The organism is Ruegeria sp. AD6, assembly GCF_056542325.1.
Genome location: NZ_JBQFZQ010000009.1, coordinates 85,051 through 100,495, shown reverse-complemented (window position 1 = coordinate 100,495; position 15,445 = coordinate 85,051). Strand labels below are relative to the sequence as shown.

Here is a 15,445-nt window from a genome sequence, read left to right as displayed (position 1 = left end):
TGTTGAGTGCGATATAGCTGCCAAGATAAGAGAATGCAACCCCGGTGCACCCTCTTATCCACCGCCCATGCCTAGTCTGAAAGAATCCAGTTGCCATTGGTACAGGTATAGGGTCCAACGCGATCCCCTTCTTCATGCACAACGCCATCAAAGATGCACTGAGTTGTCTGGCCGACCGCATTGGTCACGGCCATCGCCTGAAGGGCGGCGAAAACCGCAAGTACACGCAAGAAACTGTTCATTCCCATCTCCTACTGCGTTACCCCGACAAACCGTGTCGGCTGTGTATTGCGGGGATAGATCACCACCGACAGATTGCCACCACCCAGAAACTGTTCGGGCTGCGCCAAGGGCGGCGGAAACAGCTGATCAAAGGCCGCCTTGTTGAAGCCAAGCTTCAATTTCGAGCCGGACAGAACCTCGAACGGCGACGTTGCCGTGCAAGGATGGCGGAGCGGGTCTTTTCTGACGGTGAATTGTTCCATGATGTTGGATGTATTGCCCAGCGGTCGGACCAGAACAATTGTGCCCGGCGTCAGGAAACTGTCCGGGCAGGAATAGACCTGGGGAACGCCGGTCTCGTCCTCGCCGCGCATCTCGGCCGTGGCCGCCACCACATGTTTGAACGGGCTGAAAATCGTCTCTTGCTGGATAAAGTTGGTATAGAGCGTCGCAAACAACTGGCTGTCATTGCTGGGTTCAGCCGTCAGCCCGTCATACAAATCCGAGATCGCCAGCCACATCCGGGAATCAGCCCCGCGCAGCGTTCCCGGCAAGGCAAACGGACCTTCGAGGTTATACAGCACGCTGCGAAGCTCTTCTGATAAAGGGTCTTCCTTGTTCAGGTCGCGGATTGCGTCACCAAGGGACCGGTCATGGATATTATAGTACCCCCGCGTTCTGAGCGCGCCCGCCAGCTTCATCTTTTCCGATGCTTTTCGGTTCAATTCTTCGTCGGTATCGCCCTCGGCAGGTTCAACCTGATCCAGACCTTCATGCAAAAGCTCGATCAAGGACTGACCGCGATTTGCTGTGAACTCCATCTTCCCGTCTTTGCTGATCAGGACATTGACGTTGTTTCCGTTCACAATCGCATAGGCAACGACCCCCGCCAGGATCAATGCCAACGCTATTATGGTAATCGTTTTCTGACTCTCTTTGGTCATGGGAAAACTCCCAACTTAACAAATAACAAAATAAAATATGTGCAGGTTATAGCACAGTTAAGCACAAATTCAAAATGCAAGAGGTGTAGCCGGGCTAGGCCATCCACCACCTTTCGGCGATTCGCCCGTCATCCATTCCCGTCCGTTGCCCGATCTGGCGCGGCATTCCGACATGGGCCGCAACGGCCAGCGACATGTCGGTTTCACTGGGGAAGAACCGCAGGCCCCGCTTTTCGCGCAGGTGATCGCGCGCGGGGATGGCTGCGATATCGACATAGCCATCGCGCAAAGCTTCGGCGCGCACGGCAGGATCCGGGATCACGATGACCTCGACCTTGTCAGCCCAACCGGCCGAGCCCGACTTGTAGTGATCCGCCACTTTGCGCCCAAGGAAGTTCCTGTCATCCTCGGCCCGGTCAACTCGGTAGCAACCTGTGCCGTTGGCCTGTTTCAGGGGCGTCACTCCTGCGCCATTGCGGGTGATCACGAACCGGTTGTCGGCCAGCAAGAATGGCAATCCGGCATTAGGGGCGGCAAGTTCCAGACGCACAACGGTTGGCGTTAAAGCCTCGGTTTGCCCGAACTCGGCCAGCACCGGCAGAATATCCGCAACATCCAGTGCGGTTCCGTCATGGAAGGTTACGCCCTCACGCAGATCAAAGGTCCAGACCTGCGCCTTTGCGTCCGTCTGCCAACCGGTTGCCAGTTCGGCGCGCAAGGTCCCGTCCGGCGCAATCTCGGTCAGGGTGTCGAACACGGCACCGCGTGCAACCTTTTCCAGACTGTCATCCCGCGGCACCGCCAGTCGCAATGTCCCGCCCGCTTTCGGCGTATCCGCCAGCGACGCCCCCGTCGCCGCCAACAACGCGGCAGCGGCACCCGAGGCGAACAGAGCGCGGCGGTCCATCCGGGTCATGCCACACCCTCCGCCACGCGATCCATGATGCGCACCAGCTCGGCGCTGATTCCGGGCTCGGACAAGGCATGGCCCGCATGGCGCACCATCTTCAGTTCGGCATTGGGCCAGCGTTGCGACAGTTTCCAGGCCGATTCAGGCGGGCAGATCATGTCATAGCGGCCCTGCACGATATGGCCCGGAATATGGGCGATCCTGTCCATCTGATCCAGAATCTGCCCGTCCTTCTCCAGAAAGGCGTGGTTGATGAAATAGTGATTCTCAAGCCGCGCAAAGGCGCGCGCATATTCACCAGGGCTTTCCCCGGTTGATCCGTTGGAATGAATGGACGCCAGCGCGTTCTCCCACGCCGACCACGCCCGCGCATACAGAATCTCGGTCGCGCGGTCGCCCGAGAACAGGCGCTTGTTATAGGCCCGGATCGCGTCCGACAGCTCATCTTCGGCCAGCAATGAGGTGAACTTGGCCCATGGCTCGGGCCAGAACTTGCCCGCGCCGCCGCCATAGAACCAATCCAGCTCGACCTGCGTGGCCAGAAACACCCCGCGCAGAACAAGACGGCTCACCCGATCCGGATGCGTCTGCGCATAGACCAAGGCCAACGTGGCCCCCCAGCTGCCGCCAAACACCGTCCATTCATCGATATCCAGCAATGACCGCAGCCGTTCGATATCCGCCACCAGATGCCAGGTCGTATTGTTCTCGACCGAGGCATGGGGCCGCGATTTCCCGCATCCCCGCTGATCGAACAGAATCACCCGGTACACACGCGGATCGAAATAGCGCCGCATCGCCGGGCTACAGCCACCGCCCGGCCCGCCATGCAGCACCACCACCGGCAGCCCGTCGGGATTGCCGCTTTGCTCCATATAAATCTGATGCCCGTCGCCCACGCTGACCAACCGCTGATCGAACGGGTCGATCGGCGGGTAAAGATATTGCACTGCGCGCTTTTGGTCCGGGTACTTATCCATTACGGCCCTATATAGTCCTTAAGCGTAAAAGAGCACACGGAGACAGGAATGCAAGCGCATCCGAACACGGTCGACCCATCCGAGATCGCAAAATTCGAGGCGATGGCGGCGGAATGGTGGGATCCGAACGGAAAATTCAAGCCGTTGCATATGCTGAACCCCTGCCGGCTGGATTATATCACCCAACAAATCGCCGGGGAATTTGACAGAGATTTGAAGTCTCCTCACCCGTTTCAGGGCCTGCGCCTGCTGGATATCGGTTGCGGCGGCGGGCTGCTGAGCGAGCCGATGGCCCGTCTGGGGGCCGAGGTCGTGGGGGCTGATGCCGCCGAGGGCAACCTGCCCGTCGCCCGCATCCATGCCGAGCAATCGGGCCTGCAAATCGACTACCGCCACACCACCGCCGAGGATATGGCGGCGGCAGGCGAACAATTCGACGTGGTGCTGAACATGGAAGTGGTCGAACACGTGGCCGATCCGTTGGGTTTTCTGACCGCCTCGCAGCAGTTGCTGAAACCGGGCGGATTGCTGATCTGCTCGACCATCAACCGCAACCCGAAATCCTATGCGATGGCCATTTTCGGGGCCGAGGTCGTCATGCGCTGGCTCCCACGCGGCACCCATGAATGGAACAAGTTCATCACCCCCGACGAGCTGTTCGACCTACTGCGCCAGGCCGGGTTGGACCCGGTGGATCGCAAGGGGTTCGTCTTCAACCCGATCCTGTGGAACTGGTCGATCTCGGACCGGGATCTGAGCGTGAATTATGTGACGGCGAGTGTGAAACCGGGGTGAGGTAGGTTTTTTGATTCGATCTTTAAGTTACGCGCCGTGGCGCGCGATATTTTTTGGTGCGGCAATTTCCGCTGCTACCTTGTTAAATAACACGCTAGCCACAGCAGAAGAGAATGCGGGCGTGTTCGTGTACGAACATGAAGGCGTTCCGCTTTTTGGCTACATTAGCGATCCCAAAGTCTCTGAGGCGACTCAGGAAATAGCAGATCGGTACTTGGGTTCGAACTCGAACGACTATGATCTGGTAAGGGCGTTGTATTTTCTTGTCTTTATTGACCCCGAGATAGTTTCGGATGGCAAGTTTGTGAAACCAGTCGAATTAGAACTGACGGAGGAGACGACAGAACCATTTGCTTCACACGAACTTTCTAACGATGGATGCAACGTTGGAAAAATAAGTTCTACTAATGAAGATGTAAAAGGTGAGTATTTGGTATGGCTTATCCATGGCGGTGAATTCGAGGGCGTGGATGGAATAGAATCCTGTCTTCTATTCGCAGCGGCGGCGGCTGGAGTTGGCTTGCAAGGCAACCCAAAAATGGAGGCCAATGATTTGCGGCGGCTTCTAGATGCGTTGATCTTAGGAGTAAGGTGAATATACAAACCGGTGCCTAAAAGCAGATCAGACTCCGAAAAATTAGATCGATTCCAAACCCAAGGGTAGAAGTTGCACAGCAACTCTTTGGGTCCCAAGAAGTCCGGAAAATATGTAAGCATCACATTTGCCTGCGCCCGACCGCACCAGTCTTCGGTCTCACAGAGGGCAACGGATTTCGCGCCTACTCCCCCTCCAACTGCAACCGCAAATCACGCAGCACGGGTAGGGTGCTGCGGACGCGCTCCAGCCCCAGTTCTCCGACCACGCGGTTGATTAACGGGGCAATCGAGGAAATCGCCTGATCGCGCGCGCGGCGACCTGCGGGGCTGATGGCGACCATTTTGCGGCGGGCGTCGTCCCAGTCGGGGCGGATGTGGATGTATCCGGCCCATTCCAGCTTGGCCAAAGTGTTGGTCATCGCCCCTCGGGTCACGTGGAACGTGTTGGCCAGCTGCGCCGGGCTGCGCTCATCCCCGACGAACACCAGATGGTTCAAAACCGAGAAATGCGAGATTTCCATGCCCTTGGGCAGCACCCGGCTCAGCCGGTTGCGCAACAGTTGGTCTGCCGTCAGAATTTCGCTGAACAGCGTGACCGCAAGGGCATTGTGTTCGTCCGTCATGGTCCGATCTGGGTCAGGGCCCCTCGAAGGGCCGCACGTGAGTCAATGAGGGCACGCGCCGGCGCGCCTCTGTCACAGAACTATCATCCAAATCGAAAAAGTGAATGCCCGGATCGGTGCCTGCGTCGATCAGCACCTCTCCCCAAGGGGCGACAACCATGCTGTGGCCATGGGTGTGGCGGGTTTTGCCTCGGTTTTTTGGATGCGCGCCGGTCTGGGCGGGGGCAAGGACCCAACAGCCGGTTTCAATCGCCCGCGCGCGCAGCAGCGATTCCCAATGCGCCGCGCCGGTGACCGGTGAAAACGCGGCCGGGACGGTCAGGATACGCGCCCCGGCCTGCGCCAACGCGGCATGCAGGTAAGGAAAGCGGATGTCATAGCAGATGGTCAGGCCAACCTTGCCGAAATCGGTCTCGGCAATAACCGCCTGTTCTCCGGGGCGATAGTTTTTCGATTCGCGAAAGGTCTCGGTTTCCGTGACCTGCACGTCGAACATGTGGATCTTGTCATATCGCGCCACGATCTGCCCCTGAGGGTCGATCATGAAACTGCGGTTGGCAAAGCGGCCATCCGGATCGTGGGTCTTGATCCCCAGCGACCCGATCAGCAGCCAGACGCCCAGCGCGGCGGCCTGCCCCCGCAGACCGGCCAGCGTGATGTCGTCTTCCTCATGCTGCAACACCTCGCGCTGCCGGGTGGTGCTGTTGGACACGCAATTCGTGACCTCGGGGGTCAGGATGAACTGCGCGCCCTGTGCTGCGGCCTCGGCCATCATGGCGCGAACCATCTCCAGGTTCGCAGCCGGGTCGTCCGACGAGGTGATTTGCAGCAGCGCGGTTTTCATCAGGCCGCCAGCAGACGGTCCAGCTTGCCCTGACGGTCCAGCTCGTACAGGTCGTCACAGCCGCCCACATGGTCGGGGCCGATGAAGATTTGCGGCACGGTGCGCTTGCCGCCCGCGCGCTTGATCATTTCGGGCTTGCGCTTGGGGTGCAACAGCACGTCGATTTCCTTGAACTCGACACCTTTCTGTTTCAGCAGGCGTTTGGCCGCGTGGCAGAAGCCGCATAGCGGAGAGGTGTAAATCTCAACTGGTTTCATAATTCCGTCCCTTCGGGTTTCGCACGATCTTGAGCGAATTAGGCATCCTTGGCAACGCGTGCCAGAACCAACACGAAAATATGATTTGCCCCCGCGTCGCGACAGGCCCGCGTACAGGCCGCCAAGGTCGCCCCCGATGTCATCACATCATCGACCAGCAGGATGTCGCGGCCTTTCATCTGCCGCTTTGGATGTGGGGCGATCACGTCGTCCAGCGTCTCGGCCCTTTGGGCGGCGGTTTTACCGTCCAACACCGGCGTGCGCGCAGTTCGCAGCAGCAGGTCCGGGCAGGCCTCAAGCCCCGTCTCGCGCGCCAGATGCTGCGCCAGCAAGGCGGACTGGTTATACCGCCGCTTGATCAGTCGGGACCAATGCAAGGGAACCGGCGCGATCAGCATGTCCGGTTTGAACAATTCCCGCCCCGCCTGCGCCATCCAGCGCGCAGCAGGCCGGGCCAGTTCGGACCGATCCCCATGCTTCAGCGCCAGCACCAATGCCCGCGCCCGGCCTTTATACAGCAGCGCTGCCCGTCCATCCTGCCAAGGGCGCGGGGTTTTCAGGCAGTCATCACACTCGATCCGGTGCCCGTCACCATCCCCCGGCACGGGCATGCCGCAACTGTCGCAAACGGTTCCGCCGATAAAGGGCGTCTCGCGCCAGCAGGTGCCGCACAGGCCAAAGTCGGATTCGGTCAGATCCCCGCAGCTAAGGCATCTGGGTGGGTAGATCAGGTGCAACGCGGTTTGAACTCGCGGCCAAATGCGATACGTGCGGGGTATGAAATTGCCAGCTTCCAATGCGCCCTCGCTGTTTGACCGCCAGACTCTGATGCGCCGCCGCGCGCGGATGCAGGAGGACGCCTTGTTCCTGCACCACGCCGCTGTGGACGAAGTGCAGCATCGGCTGAGCATGGTTAACAGAAGCTTTACGGCCCCTGCAATTGTGACCCCTTTCTCTAGGATCTGGCAGGGCTTACTGCCCGACGCGCGCATCGTGGCAGACGAGGAAACGCTTACCCTGACCCCCGGGGCGCATGATCTGGTCATCCACGCCATGGCGTTGCACTGGGCCAATGATCCGGTGGGGCAGTTGATCCAATGCCACCGTGCCCTGCGCCCCGATGGACTGCTATTGGCCGTCTGTCTGGGCGGCGAAACGCTGCACCAGCTGCGCGCCGCCCTCGGACAGGCAGAGATTGAGGTGACCGGCGGCCTCAGCCCCCGCATCGCCCCGATGGCAGAACTGCGGGATCTGGGCGCTTTACTGCAACGGGCCGGGCTTGCTTTGCCTGTGGCGGATGCGGTTCCGCTGACGGCGGAATATCGCGATCTGACCCATTTGATGCAAGACCTGCGCGCCATGGGCGAGACCAATGTTCTGACCGACCGGCTGAAATCCCCCACGCGTCGGCAGGTCTTTGTCCGCGCGCAACAGATCTATGCCGATCACTTTGCCACGCCCGAGGGTCGCCTGCCCGCAACTTTCGATCTGATCTGCCTGACCGGCTGGTCGCCGGATGCCAGCCAACCCCAACCCCTGCGCCCGGGGTCCGCCAAGATGCGCCTTGCAGACGCCTTGAGCACTGACGAGGGCAAACTGCCCGATTGACGACCCGGCATTTCCCTTTATCTCAGGCCAGAACCGGTAAACTCAGGAAGACCCAAATGTTTGACGCAACCCGACCCGCGCACGCACCTGCCGATCACCCAAAGGTAAAGATGGGCCGCGTGGGCATCCTGCTGGCCAATCTGGGCACGCCGGATCATTACACCTATTGGCCGATGCGGCGCTATCTGAACGAGTTTCTGTCGGACCAGCGTGTGATCGACTATCCGGCGTGGAAATGGCAGCCGATTCTTCAGGCCATCATCCTGACCAAACGTCCTTTCAGTTCGGGCGAGGCCTATAAGTCGATCTGGAATCACGACAAAGGCGAAAGCCCGCTGATGACGATCACCAAGGACCAAACCGCCAAGCTGCGCGACACCATGCAGGCCCGCTTTGGCGATCAGGTTCTGGTCGATTTCTGTATGCGATATGGCAACCCATCGACCAAATCCAAAGTCCGGCAGATGGTTGCCGAAGGTTGCGACCGTATCCTGTTTTTCCCGCTTTATCCGCACTATGCCGGGGCCACGACCGCCACGGCGAATGACCAGTTCTTCCGCGCCCTGATGGAGGAACCCTGGCAACCGGCCAGCCGCACGGTGCCCGCCTATTACGACGAACCGACCTATATCGAGGCCCTGGCCCAGTCCGTTGAACGCGCCTATGCCGCCATGGAGACCAAACCCGATATTCTGGTCTGCTCGTACCACGGTATGCCCGAGCGGTATTTGCAGCAGGGGGATCCCTACCATTGCCAGTGTGTGAAAACGTCCCGACTGCTGAAAGAGCGGCTTGGCTGGTCAGACGACCAGATCGTGTCGACCTTCCAGTCGCGCTTTGGCCCCGAAGAATGGCTGAAGCCCTACACCGTGGATCACGTCGCCGATCTGGCGCGGCAGGGCAAAAAGAACATCGCTGTCATCGCGCCCGCCTTCTCGGCCGATTGCATCGAGACGCTGGAAGAGATCAACGAAGAGATCAAAGAGAGTTTCGAGGACGCAGGCGGTGAACAGTTCACCTACATCCCCTGCCTCAACGACGATGATTCGCATATCGCCGCGCTGGGCAAGATCATCGAGGATAATCTGAGCGGGTGGCTAGACTAACCTGAGCTGACAATCAGACATGAAAAAAGGCGGTGGAAAATCCACCGCCTTTTCTCTGGATAACGCTCGTCGGCTTAGCCGGCTGCGACAGCTGCGGCAACAACGACCAGCAGGATCAGCGGCAGCAGGATGCCCTGCGAAGAACCCTGAGTTTCTTCAACAACAACAGGTGCTTCAACAACCGGCTCTTCCAGGTTGCCAGCATATGCGGTCGAAGCAGCAGCGGTCAGTGCAGCGGCGAGAACGAGTTTTTTCATATTAACCTCCAGAATTTGCGCGATTCCTGTCCAGGAACCGCACACCTAAGACTTACCTCGTGGTTTTTTCTAATCAGCAATGCGGTTGGAATGCAATTGCAACTTGAGCGTTAAGCGGCTTCGTGCGCGAAAATGTCGTCAAATTAGCAACACTTGCGTGCCGACCTTCGCCATTGAAAACAGCTCGGCGATGTCTTCGTTGAACAATCCGATGCAGCCATTGGACGATTTGCGACCGATTTTGCGCGTGTCATGGGTGCCGTGGATGCGGTAATACTTCCACCCAAGGTACAAAGCGTGTGTTCCCAATGGGTTATCCGGTCCGGGTGGAATGTAATCCGGCCATTCGGGGTTGCGCTTTTTCATCGATGGAGTCGGCGCCCAGCTTGGGCCTTCGACCTTGCGAATGACGCTGGTCCGTCCACGGCGCGTCATTTCTTCGGTCAGAGGCACCGATGACGGGTAGAGTTTGTATACAGATTGATCATCTGACCAATAATGCAGCGCTCGTGAAACCGTATCGACCAGAATGGCACCATTCCGCGTGTTCGAGAAATAAGGCTGCCAGTCCTGCGCCCGAAAGCCTGAAACATTTCGGCGGACAGGGGCTTCGGGTTCGGGCGCGGGGCGCAGCGGGTCGCCCGGAATGTATTGCGCCAGCGCCGGGCTGGCCAGCGTGGCGGTCGCACCGACAAGAAATCCTCGGCGGGTCGACGAGGGAATACGTTTTTTGACCATGACAAACGGTCCTTTGCGTGGGCGGGTTCTGAAATCCGGTGTATTCTATTGCCAGAATGCTTCAGTCGCAAATCAAACCGGCAAAATCACGCGGGGTGAGACTATTGTGCGTTTGCCCCGCACCGTCTGGCAGGTTATGCCCGTTATCGACACAATAATCAGGTCGATCATGACGCGTATCGTTTCTTTACTTTTGATGTGCCTAGTCGCGCTGGGGGCATGTACAAGCACCCAGCCCACCAGCTTTGGTGCGGATGGCCGCCCCTTGCCCACGGTCTACAAAATCCGTGGCAACCCGGAAAAGCTGCAATTCCGGATGCTGGATTCAGTCAATGCCCTGCGGCAGGCGCAAGGCTTGCAGCCCGTGCAACTGAACGCACAATTGAACGCTGCCGCTGCCACCCATTCCAAGGATATGGCCCGGCAGAACCGCCCGTGGCATTTCGGCTCTGACGGATCCTCGCCCATCGATCGGGCCGCACGGGTCGGGTATTTCGGCACATTCCTGGGCGAAGCGATTTCCGAGACCTACGAGACCGAGACCGAAACCCTGGCAGCCTGGATGCAGGAATCCGGCCCAAGATCGGTCATCATGGACCCTAAAGCGACGCAGATGGGCTTTAACTGGCATCAGGAAAGCGGCGGTAAGATCTGGTGGACGCTGGAAATGGGAACCGGCGGCTAATTTGCCGGGATCTTCAAACAAAAAAAGCCCCCGAACTTCGGGGGCTTTTTTGTGATTACAACACCTTACGCAGCTTGCATCGACTGCGCTTCGGTCAAAATGGCATAGAGCTTGACCGGATCCGGATTGGCCCGCAGCTTGGCACAGACCGAGCTGTCGCGCAGCGTCCGGGACACAAGCGCCAGCGCTTTCAGGTGTTCGACACCGGCTTCTTCCGGGGCAAACAGAGAAAAGGCAATATCGACCGGCTGACGGTCCACCGAACCGAAATCAATCGGCTTTTCCAGCATGACAAACACCCCCGAAACCTCGGCAATGTCGGGCAGGCGCGCATGTGGCAGGGCAACACCATGGCCCACGCCAGTTGGGCCAAGGCTTTCGCGTTCCAGAAGACAATCGACAATCGACTGGGCCTCAAGGTCCAGCGTCGCGGCCGCGACGTCGCCGATTTCCTGAAACAGCCGCTTCTTGCTTGAGGCGGCGGAAAGTACACGTACTGCTTCGGGCTTCAGAATGCTCGAAAGCTCCATGATCATGCTCCACGGCGGCCCTGACCTGTGCCAAGGCCCGCCTTTCTAATCTTGCCTGTTAAGGATCGATCCAGCCGATATTACCGTCATCCCGACGATAAACGACATTCAATCCATCCTTGTTTTCGTTCCTGAACACCAGCACCGGAGCACCAGCAAGTTCCATTTGCATGACGGCTTCACCGACGCTGAGCGATGGGATCTTTGTTTCCATCTCAGCCACAATCATGGGCTGCAGCGATTCGGGTTCATCTGCCGTCCCCGATTCGTCAGAGGCGAGGATATAAGAGGACGCCCCGAAGAGTTCAACAGGTTCGGCACGATCCTTGTGATGGTCCTTCAGGCGGCGCTTGTAGCGGCGCAGTTGGGTTTCCATCTTGTCGCAGCATGCCTCGAACGCTGCATAGATTTCAGTGGCGTGGGCCCTGGCCTGGGCGGTCAGTCCCGTCGAAAGATGCACAGTGGTTTCGCATACATATTCATGCGCTGAACGGGAAAAGACGACGTTGGCGTCTGTCGGGCGCTGGGCATATTTGCCAACGACCTCGCCCAGCTCGGTCTGCACATGGGTCTGCAGGGCCGCGCCGATGTCGATCTGTTTTCCGCTGATTTGGTAACGCATGTGATCTCCTTCACAATTCACACCCATTCTGACGTTGCGTCGCGCAACATGCTTGTTTTTATCGGGTGGGGGATATCGACATTCTGATCGGTTGCCGCTGACCCGGCCCTTCACTGAAGGGACATCGAGATCCAGCCTGGAACCGAATAAATGCCATGCCCCAATTGAGACAAGAGCCGAGGGAAGAGTCAATCAAAACAGATGTGTATATACGCGATTTCCGCCATGCAACCGGCGCAAAACCGCGCAACCCTATGAAATTTTGAAGTTTTCGCCCAGATAAACCCGACGGACGTTTTCGTTTTCGACAACCTCGTCGGGCGTGCCGGACATCAGAACCTGACCGTCGTGCAGGATATAGGCGCGATCCACAATCTCCAGCGTTTCGCGGACGTTGTGATCAGTGATCAGAACCCCGATTCCGCGCTTTTTCAGATCCGCCACCAGATGCCGAATATCCCCCACGCTGATCGGGTCAACACCCGCAAAGGGTTCATCCAGCAACAGATATTTCGGATCCGCCGCCAGACAGCGCGCAATCTCGACCCGGCGGCGTTCGCCGCCCGACAGGGCCAGCGCGGGTGCGCGGCGCAGGTGTTCGATCGAGAAATCCGACAACAGCTCTTCCAGCCGCTCTTTGCGGCGGTGGGCATGTTTGACTGTAATGTCCAGGACCGAGGCGATGTTGTCCTCGACGCTCATGCCGCGGAAGATCGACATTTCCTGCGGCAGATAGCCGATCCCCATCCGGGCACGGCGATACATCGGCAGGGTGGTCACATTCTGCCCGTCAATCGTCACCATTCCGGCTTCGGGAAAGACCAGACCGGCCACGGAATAGAACGTCGTCGTCTTGCCCGACCCGTTCGGACCCAGCAACGCCACAACCTCGGACCGGTCCAGCGTCATCGAGACGTCGCGGATAACCGTCTTTTTCCGGTAAGACTTGCGCAGTTTTTCGATCCGCAGGCCCAAACTGCCCTCGGCCACAGACAAGTGGGGACGCGCCATCAGTTGTTCCCCTGCTGCAGGATCGTCTTGACCCGGCCCGTCATCGTCGCCGTGCCGGTCGTCAGGTTCGCGTTCATCTGATCGCCGCTGATCACGCTGGGCCCTTGGGTCAGCAGCACATTGCCACGCATCACGATCACACCGCTGTCGATCGTGTATTCGGCCCAATCCCCTTCGGCTGCGTCCGGCGGGCTGACCAGAACCACATTCTCGGTCGCCTCCATCCGCTCAATCGCCGAGCGTTCGTCATTGTAGATGACCAGAACCCGTTCGGCTGTCAGCCGCATTTCGCCCTGAATGACGATCACGTTGCCGATGAACTCGGCCGAGCCATCCTCTTGATTCACGTTCAGCGTTTCCGAGGTTACCTCGACCGGCAGGGACGGGTCCGCGCGCGTCGCGCCAAAGGCCACCTGCGCTTCTTGCGCGGTTGCAGAAACGGCACCTGTTACCAGAGCAAAACACAAAAGGACAAAACGAAAATCGAACACAGGTTATCTTTCTGCTTTTTGAGGCTCATACACCAGCTTCACGCCATCTGTAAAAAGAATATGGACCGGGCCGTCCGTTTTTTCAGTACCGAAAGTCATACCACCCGCCGAAAAATCGCCGATGGGGCCGGTTCCGTTGACCTGCCCGGGGCTGTCGCCCCGGATTTCATCAAGTGAAGTATTGAGCAGATCGGTCGTGACCTCGATCCCGTCAGCGGTGGTGATCAGCACATCGCCGACGAAGGTGGCCGTGCCCTTGTCCGGTCGGATCAGGCCTGAATTGGAGTCCAACGTGATGACCCGCCCGCTTAACAATACATAGCGACCGCTGAATTCCGTCGCAGTTGGAACCGCGCCTTCGGTCCCCTGCGTCGCTTTCGTGGCGATGATCTGCACGTCCTCGCCCTTGGTTGTGGTGCCGCGATAGTCCGGTTGGGTCACCACCTGATCGGCAAGGCGCGCATCGATATCCTGCTGGCTGAACGGGCCTGAGACCGTGGTTTCGATACTGCGGGACAAAAGGAAGACGGTAGACAGCATGATAATGGCCGCAAGCGGCAACAGAACCTTCAGGAACTGCACCATGCGGGAATAGCGGTCCACCTCAGCCTCTCCCTTACCCAAGCCCGACGCGCAGACAGTCGTGGATGTGCAACAGGCCTTGCGCCTGACCACCTGCGTCCGGATCTGCCACAAAAAGCGAGGTGATCTTGCGGTCATTCATGATCGCCACGGCTTCTTCCGCCAGAGAGCCCGGCGCGATGGTCATCGGGTCTGCGGTCATGACCTCTTCGGTGGTCTTGTCCAGCAAGCCGTCCATGTTACGACGCAAGTCACCATCCGTGACGATGCCCAGCAAGCGGCCCGCGTCATCCGTGACACCAACGACACCAAAGCTTTTCTGGCTCATGACCAGCAATGCCTCGCCCATCGGTGTCCCGACTGAGACCACCGGCATATCCGTGTGCATAAGGTCGCGCACCTTGCTGAGTTGCGCACCCAGTTTGCCGCCCGGATGGAAATCACGGAAGTTCTCGGGTTTGAAATCGCGATATTTCATCAGCGCAATCGCCAGCGCATCGCCCATCGCCAGTGTCAGCGTGGTCGAGATCGAGGGTACCATGCCAAACCCGCAAGCCTCGCCCAGCGAGGGGATCAGAAGATGCACATCGGCCTGTTTCATCAGCGTGCTTTGGGGCTTGCTGGACAGACCGATCAGAGGGATGCCGAACCGACGTGTGTAAACAAGCAAGTTCGCCAGCTCAGGCGCCTCACCCGAATTCGAGATCGCCAGAACCACATCCCCCTTCGAGACCATGCCCAGATCGCCATGGCTCGCCTCGGCGGGATGGACGAAATGGGCGGGCGTGCCAGTGCTGGCCAGAGTTGCCGCGATCTTGTGCCCGATATGGCCGGATTTCCCGATCCCGCTGACGATCAGACGGCCCGTGGCCTGCAGGATCATCTGTACGGCTTCAGCGAAATGTTCATCAAAACTGTCGGCCAGCACGTCCAGCGCGCGGGCTTCATCGGTGACAACCTGACGGGCGGTTTTCAGAAAAGATTCAGTGTCAGTCATGAGTGTGCAAAAATATCCGTTTCGGGCCAGCCAGCGAGGTCAAGCTTCGCACGCATCGGCAGAAAATCAAAACAGGCCTGCGCCATCTCGGTGCGGCCTTCGCGGGCAAGTCGCCCATCCAGCGCCTCGCGCAACTGGTGCAGATACAGAACATCGGATGCAGCATATTCCAGCTGAGCGTCGGTCAGCGTTTCCGCCCCCCAGTCGCTCATCTGCTGTTGCTTCGAGATATCGACGCCGATCAACTCCTGACACAGGTTTTTCAGCCCATGCCGGTCGGTATAAGTGCGCACAAGGCGGCTGGCGATCTTGGTGCAATAGACCGGCGCGGCCAAAGCGCCGAACGCATGATACATCGCGGCAATGTCGAAACGCCCGAAATGAAACAGCTTCAGCACATCCGGATTTTCCAACATGGCGCACAGGTTCGGGGCCTCGGTCTGGCCTTTTTCGACCTGAACGATATGGCTGTTTCCATCCCCGCCGGACATCTGAATCACGCATAGGCGATCCCGATGCGGGTTCAGCCCCATGGTTTCACAATCAATGGCCACAATAGGCCCCAGATCCAGCCCGTCCGGCAGGTCGTTCTTATACAGGTGGTTCGCCACGGAAATGTCCTTTGTGCGGTCTCGACCCCGAGATA

22 protein-coding genes are annotated in these 15,445 nt (G+C 58.7%); 5 read left to right on the top strand and 17 right to left on the bottom strand.

What is annotated here, in order from left to right; all coding sequences use genetic code 11:
• Nucleotides 1-71 precede the first annotated feature (71 nt).
• From ACR0KJ_RS16685 to pip, 4 genes are all read right to left on the bottom strand, one after another.
• Nucleotides 72-242: a hypothetical protein gene (locus ACR0KJ_RS16685; protein ID WP_170455764.1), complete on the bottom strand. Its 171-nt coding sequence runs from the start codon at nucleotides 240-242 to the stop codon at nucleotides 72-74.
• A gap of 9 nt (nucleotides 243-251) precedes the next feature.
• A complete protein-coding gene (locus tag ACR0KJ_RS16680; RefSeq protein ID WP_170455766.1) occupies nucleotides 252-1,166 on the bottom strand; it encodes a hypothetical protein in 915 nt (304 codons plus the stop codon).
• Nucleotides 1,167-1,260: 94 nt separating this feature from the next.
• Complete coding sequence (locus tag ACR0KJ_RS16675; protein ID WP_480627198.1) at nucleotides 1,261-2,082, bottom strand: ABC transporter substrate-binding protein; 822 nt, start codon at nucleotides 2,080-2,082, stop codon at nucleotides 1,261-1,263.
• On the bottom strand, nucleotides 2,079-3,056 hold the full coding sequence (pip, locus tag ACR0KJ_RS16670; RefSeq protein ID WP_480627197.1) for a prolyl aminopeptidase: 978 nt from the start codon (nucleotides 3,054-3,056) through the stop codon (nucleotides 2,079-2,081). The genes ACR0KJ_RS16675 and pip overlap by 4 nt, the downstream gene beginning before the upstream one ends.
• Nucleotides 3,057-3,104: 48 nt before the next feature.
• Between pip and ubiG the strand changes: the two genes are divergently transcribed.
• Entirely contained in the window at nucleotides 3,105-3,851 is a 747-nt protein-coding gene (ubiG, locus tag ACR0KJ_RS16665; RefSeq protein WP_480627196.1) for a bifunctional 2-polyprenyl-6-hydroxyphenol methylase/3-demethylubiquinol 3-O-methyltransferase UbiG, read from the top strand.
• Between the two features lie 10 nt (nucleotides 3,852-3,861).
• The gene (locus ACR0KJ_RS16660) at nucleotides 3,862-4,446 is read left to right on the top strand and encodes a hypothetical protein (RefSeq protein ID WP_480627195.1); all 585 of its coding nucleotides are present in this window, start codon (nucleotides 3,862-3,864) and stop codon (nucleotides 4,444-4,446) included.
• Nucleotides 4,447-4,630: 184 nt separating this feature from the next.
• Here ACR0KJ_RS16660 and ACR0KJ_RS16655 read toward each other — a convergent pair whose 3' ends face one another.
• Genes ACR0KJ_RS16655 through ACR0KJ_RS16640 form a run of 4 tightly spaced genes read right to left on the bottom strand, consistent with a single transcriptional unit; the run spans nucleotide 4,631 to nucleotide 6,909 of the window.
• Nucleotides 4,631-5,071 (bottom strand): MarR family winged helix-turn-helix transcriptional regulator, encoded by a 441-nt coding sequence (locus ACR0KJ_RS16655; protein ID WP_037313149.1) that lies wholly within the window; start codon nucleotides 5,069-5,071, stop codon nucleotides 4,631-4,633.
• A 13-nt stretch (nucleotides 5,072-5,084) separates the two neighbouring features.
• Entirely contained in the window at nucleotides 5,085-5,915 is an 831-nt protein-coding gene (locus ACR0KJ_RS16650) for a carbon-nitrogen hydrolase family protein (RefSeq protein ID WP_480627194.1), read from the bottom strand.
• Nucleotides 5,915-6,172, bottom strand: coding sequence for a glutaredoxin 3 (gene grxC / locus ACR0KJ_RS16645; protein ID WP_170455778.1), 258 nt, complete (start codon nucleotides 6,170-6,172; stop codon nucleotides 5,915-5,917). Before grxC ends, ACR0KJ_RS16650 begins: the two co-directional genes overlap by 1 nt.
• A gap of 38 nt (nucleotides 6,173-6,210) precedes the next feature.
• Nucleotides 6,211-6,909 carry a double zinc ribbon domain-containing protein gene (locus ACR0KJ_RS16640; protein ID WP_480627193.1) on the bottom strand — a complete coding sequence of 233 codons (699 nt, stop codon included), beginning with the start codon at nucleotides 6,907-6,909 and terminating at the stop codon, nucleotides 6,211-6,213.
• Nucleotides 6,910-6,949: 40 nt separating this feature from the next.
• Between ACR0KJ_RS16640 and ACR0KJ_RS16635 the strand changes: the two genes are divergently transcribed.
• The gene (locus ACR0KJ_RS16635) at nucleotides 6,950-7,780 is read left to right on the top strand and encodes a class I SAM-dependent methyltransferase (protein WP_480627192.1); all 831 of its coding nucleotides are present in this window, start codon (nucleotides 6,950-6,952) and stop codon (nucleotides 7,778-7,780) included.
• 56 nt (nucleotides 7,781-7,836) lie between these two features.
• Nucleotides 7,837-8,886: a ferrochelatase gene (gene hemH, locus ACR0KJ_RS16630; protein WP_480627191.1), complete on the top strand. Its 1,050-nt coding sequence runs from the start codon at nucleotides 7,837-7,839 to the stop codon at nucleotides 8,884-8,886.
• Nucleotides 8,887-8,960: 74 nt separating this feature from the next.
• On the opposite strand, the gene ACR0KJ_RS16625 is transcribed toward hemH, so the two are convergent.
• Both ACR0KJ_RS16625 and ACR0KJ_RS16620 read right to left on the bottom strand, forming a co-directional pair.
• Entirely contained in the window at nucleotides 8,961-9,143 is a 183-nt protein-coding gene (locus tag ACR0KJ_RS16625; protein WP_170455786.1) for a hypothetical protein, read from the bottom strand.
• A gap of 138 nt (nucleotides 9,144-9,281) precedes the next feature.
• Nucleotides 9,282-9,881, bottom strand: a complete 600-nt coding sequence (locus ACR0KJ_RS16620) for a L,D-transpeptidase (protein WP_170455788.1) — start codon at nucleotides 9,879-9,881, stop codon at nucleotides 9,282-9,284.
• Between the two features lie 169 nt (nucleotides 9,882-10,050).
• Here ACR0KJ_RS16620 and dalA point away from each other — a divergent pair, with 169 nt between their 5' ends.
• The gene (gene dalA / locus ACR0KJ_RS16615) at nucleotides 10,051-10,566 is read left to right on the top strand and encodes a divisome-associated lipoprotein DalA (RefSeq protein ID WP_480627190.1); all 516 of its coding nucleotides are present in this window, start codon (nucleotides 10,051-10,053) and stop codon (nucleotides 10,564-10,566) included.
• 65 nt (nucleotides 10,567-10,631) lie between these two features.
• On the opposite strand, the gene ACR0KJ_RS16610 is transcribed toward dalA, so the two are convergent.
• The 7 genes from ACR0KJ_RS16610 to ACR0KJ_RS16580 form a co-directional block, all read right to left on the bottom strand.
• The gene (locus tag ACR0KJ_RS16610) at nucleotides 10,632-11,096 is read right to left on the bottom strand and encodes a PTS sugar transporter subunit IIA (protein ID WP_170455792.1); all 465 of its coding nucleotides are present in this window, start codon (nucleotides 11,094-11,096) and stop codon (nucleotides 10,632-10,634) included.
• A 58-nt stretch (nucleotides 11,097-11,154) separates the two neighbouring features.
• Nucleotides 11,155-11,718: a ribosome hibernation-promoting factor, HPF/YfiA family gene (hpf, locus tag ACR0KJ_RS16605; RefSeq protein WP_170455794.1), complete on the bottom strand. Its 564-nt coding sequence runs from the start codon at nucleotides 11,716-11,718 to the stop codon at nucleotides 11,155-11,157.
• Nucleotides 11,719-11,970: 252 nt separating this feature from the next.
• Nucleotides 11,971-12,729, bottom strand: coding sequence for an LPS export ABC transporter ATP-binding protein (gene lptB, locus ACR0KJ_RS16600; protein WP_480627189.1), 759 nt, complete (start codon nucleotides 12,727-12,729; stop codon nucleotides 11,971-11,973).
• The gene (locus ACR0KJ_RS16595) at nucleotides 12,729-13,220 is read right to left on the bottom strand and encodes an LptA/OstA family protein (protein ID WP_170455798.1); all 492 of its coding nucleotides are present in this window, start codon (nucleotides 13,218-13,220) and stop codon (nucleotides 12,729-12,731) included. Before ACR0KJ_RS16595 ends, lptB begins: the two co-directional genes overlap by 1 nt.
• Before the next feature lie 3 nt (nucleotides 13,221-13,223).
• Entirely contained in the window at nucleotides 13,224-13,823 is a 600-nt protein-coding gene (locus ACR0KJ_RS16590) for an LPS export ABC transporter periplasmic protein LptC (protein ID WP_480627188.1), read from the bottom strand.
• 13 nt (nucleotides 13,824-13,836) lie between these two features.
• Nucleotides 13,837-14,799, bottom strand: coding sequence for a KpsF/GutQ family sugar-phosphate isomerase (locus ACR0KJ_RS16585; protein WP_170455802.1), 963 nt, complete (start codon nucleotides 14,797-14,799; stop codon nucleotides 13,837-13,839).
• Nucleotides 14,796-15,410: a ribonuclease D gene (locus tag ACR0KJ_RS16580; protein WP_170455804.1), complete on the bottom strand. Its 615-nt coding sequence runs from the start codon at nucleotides 15,408-15,410 to the stop codon at nucleotides 14,796-14,798. Before ACR0KJ_RS16580 ends, ACR0KJ_RS16585 begins: the two co-directional genes overlap by 4 nt.
• Between the last annotated feature and the right edge of the window lie 35 nt (nucleotides 15,411-15,445).

Bases quoted from the DNA above. Each gene is read 5' to 3' on its own strand.
- ACR0KJ_RS16685 (WP_170455764.1), bottom strand. From the start codon at position 242: ATGAACAGTTTCTTGCGTGTACTTGCGGTTTTCGCCGCCCTTCAGGCG.
- ACR0KJ_RS16680 (WP_170455766.1), bottom strand. From the start codon at position 1,166: ATGACCAAAGAGAGTCAGAAAACGATTACCATAATAGCGTTGGCATTG.
- ACR0KJ_RS16675 (WP_480627198.1), bottom strand. From the start codon at position 2,082: ATGACCCGGATGGACCGCCGCGCTCTGTTCGCCTCGGGTGCCGCTGCC.
- pip (WP_480627197.1), bottom strand. From the start codon at position 3,056: ATGGATAAGTACCCGGACCAAAAGCGCGCAGTGCAATATCTTTACCCG.
- ubiG (WP_480627196.1), top strand. From the start codon at position 3,105: ATGCAAGCGCATCCGAACACGGTCGACCCATCCGAGATCGCAAAATTC.
- ACR0KJ_RS16655 (WP_037313149.1), bottom strand. From the start codon at position 5,071: ATGACGGACGAACACAATGCCCTTGCGGTCACGCTGTTCAGCGAAATT.
- ACR0KJ_RS16650 (WP_480627194.1), bottom strand. From the start codon at position 5,915: ATGAAAACCGCGCTGCTGCAAATCACCTCGTCGGACGACCCGGCTGCG.
- grxC (WP_170455778.1), bottom strand. From the start codon at position 6,172: ATGAAACCAGTTGAGATTTACACCTCTCCGCTATGCGGCTTCTGCCAC.
- ACR0KJ_RS16635 (WP_480627192.1), top strand. From the start codon at position 6,950: ATGAAATTGCCAGCTTCCAATGCGCCCTCGCTGTTTGACCGCCAGACT.
- hemH (WP_480627191.1), top strand. From the start codon at position 7,837: ATGTTTGACGCAACCCGACCCGCGCACGCACCTGCCGATCACCCAAAG.
- ACR0KJ_RS16625 (WP_170455786.1), bottom strand. From the start codon at position 9,143: ATGAAAAAACTCGTTCTCGCCGCTGCACTGACCGCTGCTGCTTCGACC.
- ACR0KJ_RS16620 (WP_170455788.1), bottom strand. From the start codon at position 9,881: ATGGTCAAAAAACGTATTCCCTCGTCGACCCGCCGAGGATTTCTTGTC.
- dalA (WP_480627190.1), top strand. From the start codon at position 10,051: ATGACGCGTATCGTTTCTTTACTTTTGATGTGCCTAGTCGCGCTGGGG.
- ACR0KJ_RS16610 (WP_170455792.1), bottom strand. From the start codon at position 11,096: ATGGAGCTTTCGAGCATTCTGAAGCCCGAAGCAGTACGTGTACTTTCC.
- hpf (WP_170455794.1), bottom strand. From the start codon at position 11,718: ATGCGTTACCAAATCAGCGGAAAACAGATCGACATCGGCGCGGCCCTG.
- lptB (WP_480627189.1), bottom strand. From the start codon at position 12,729: ATGGCGCGTCCCCACTTGTCTGTGGCCGAGGGCAGTTTGGGCCTGCGG.
- ACR0KJ_RS16585 (WP_170455802.1), bottom strand. From the start codon at position 14,799: ATGACTGACACTGAATCTTTTCTGAAAACCGCCCGTCAGGTTGTCACC.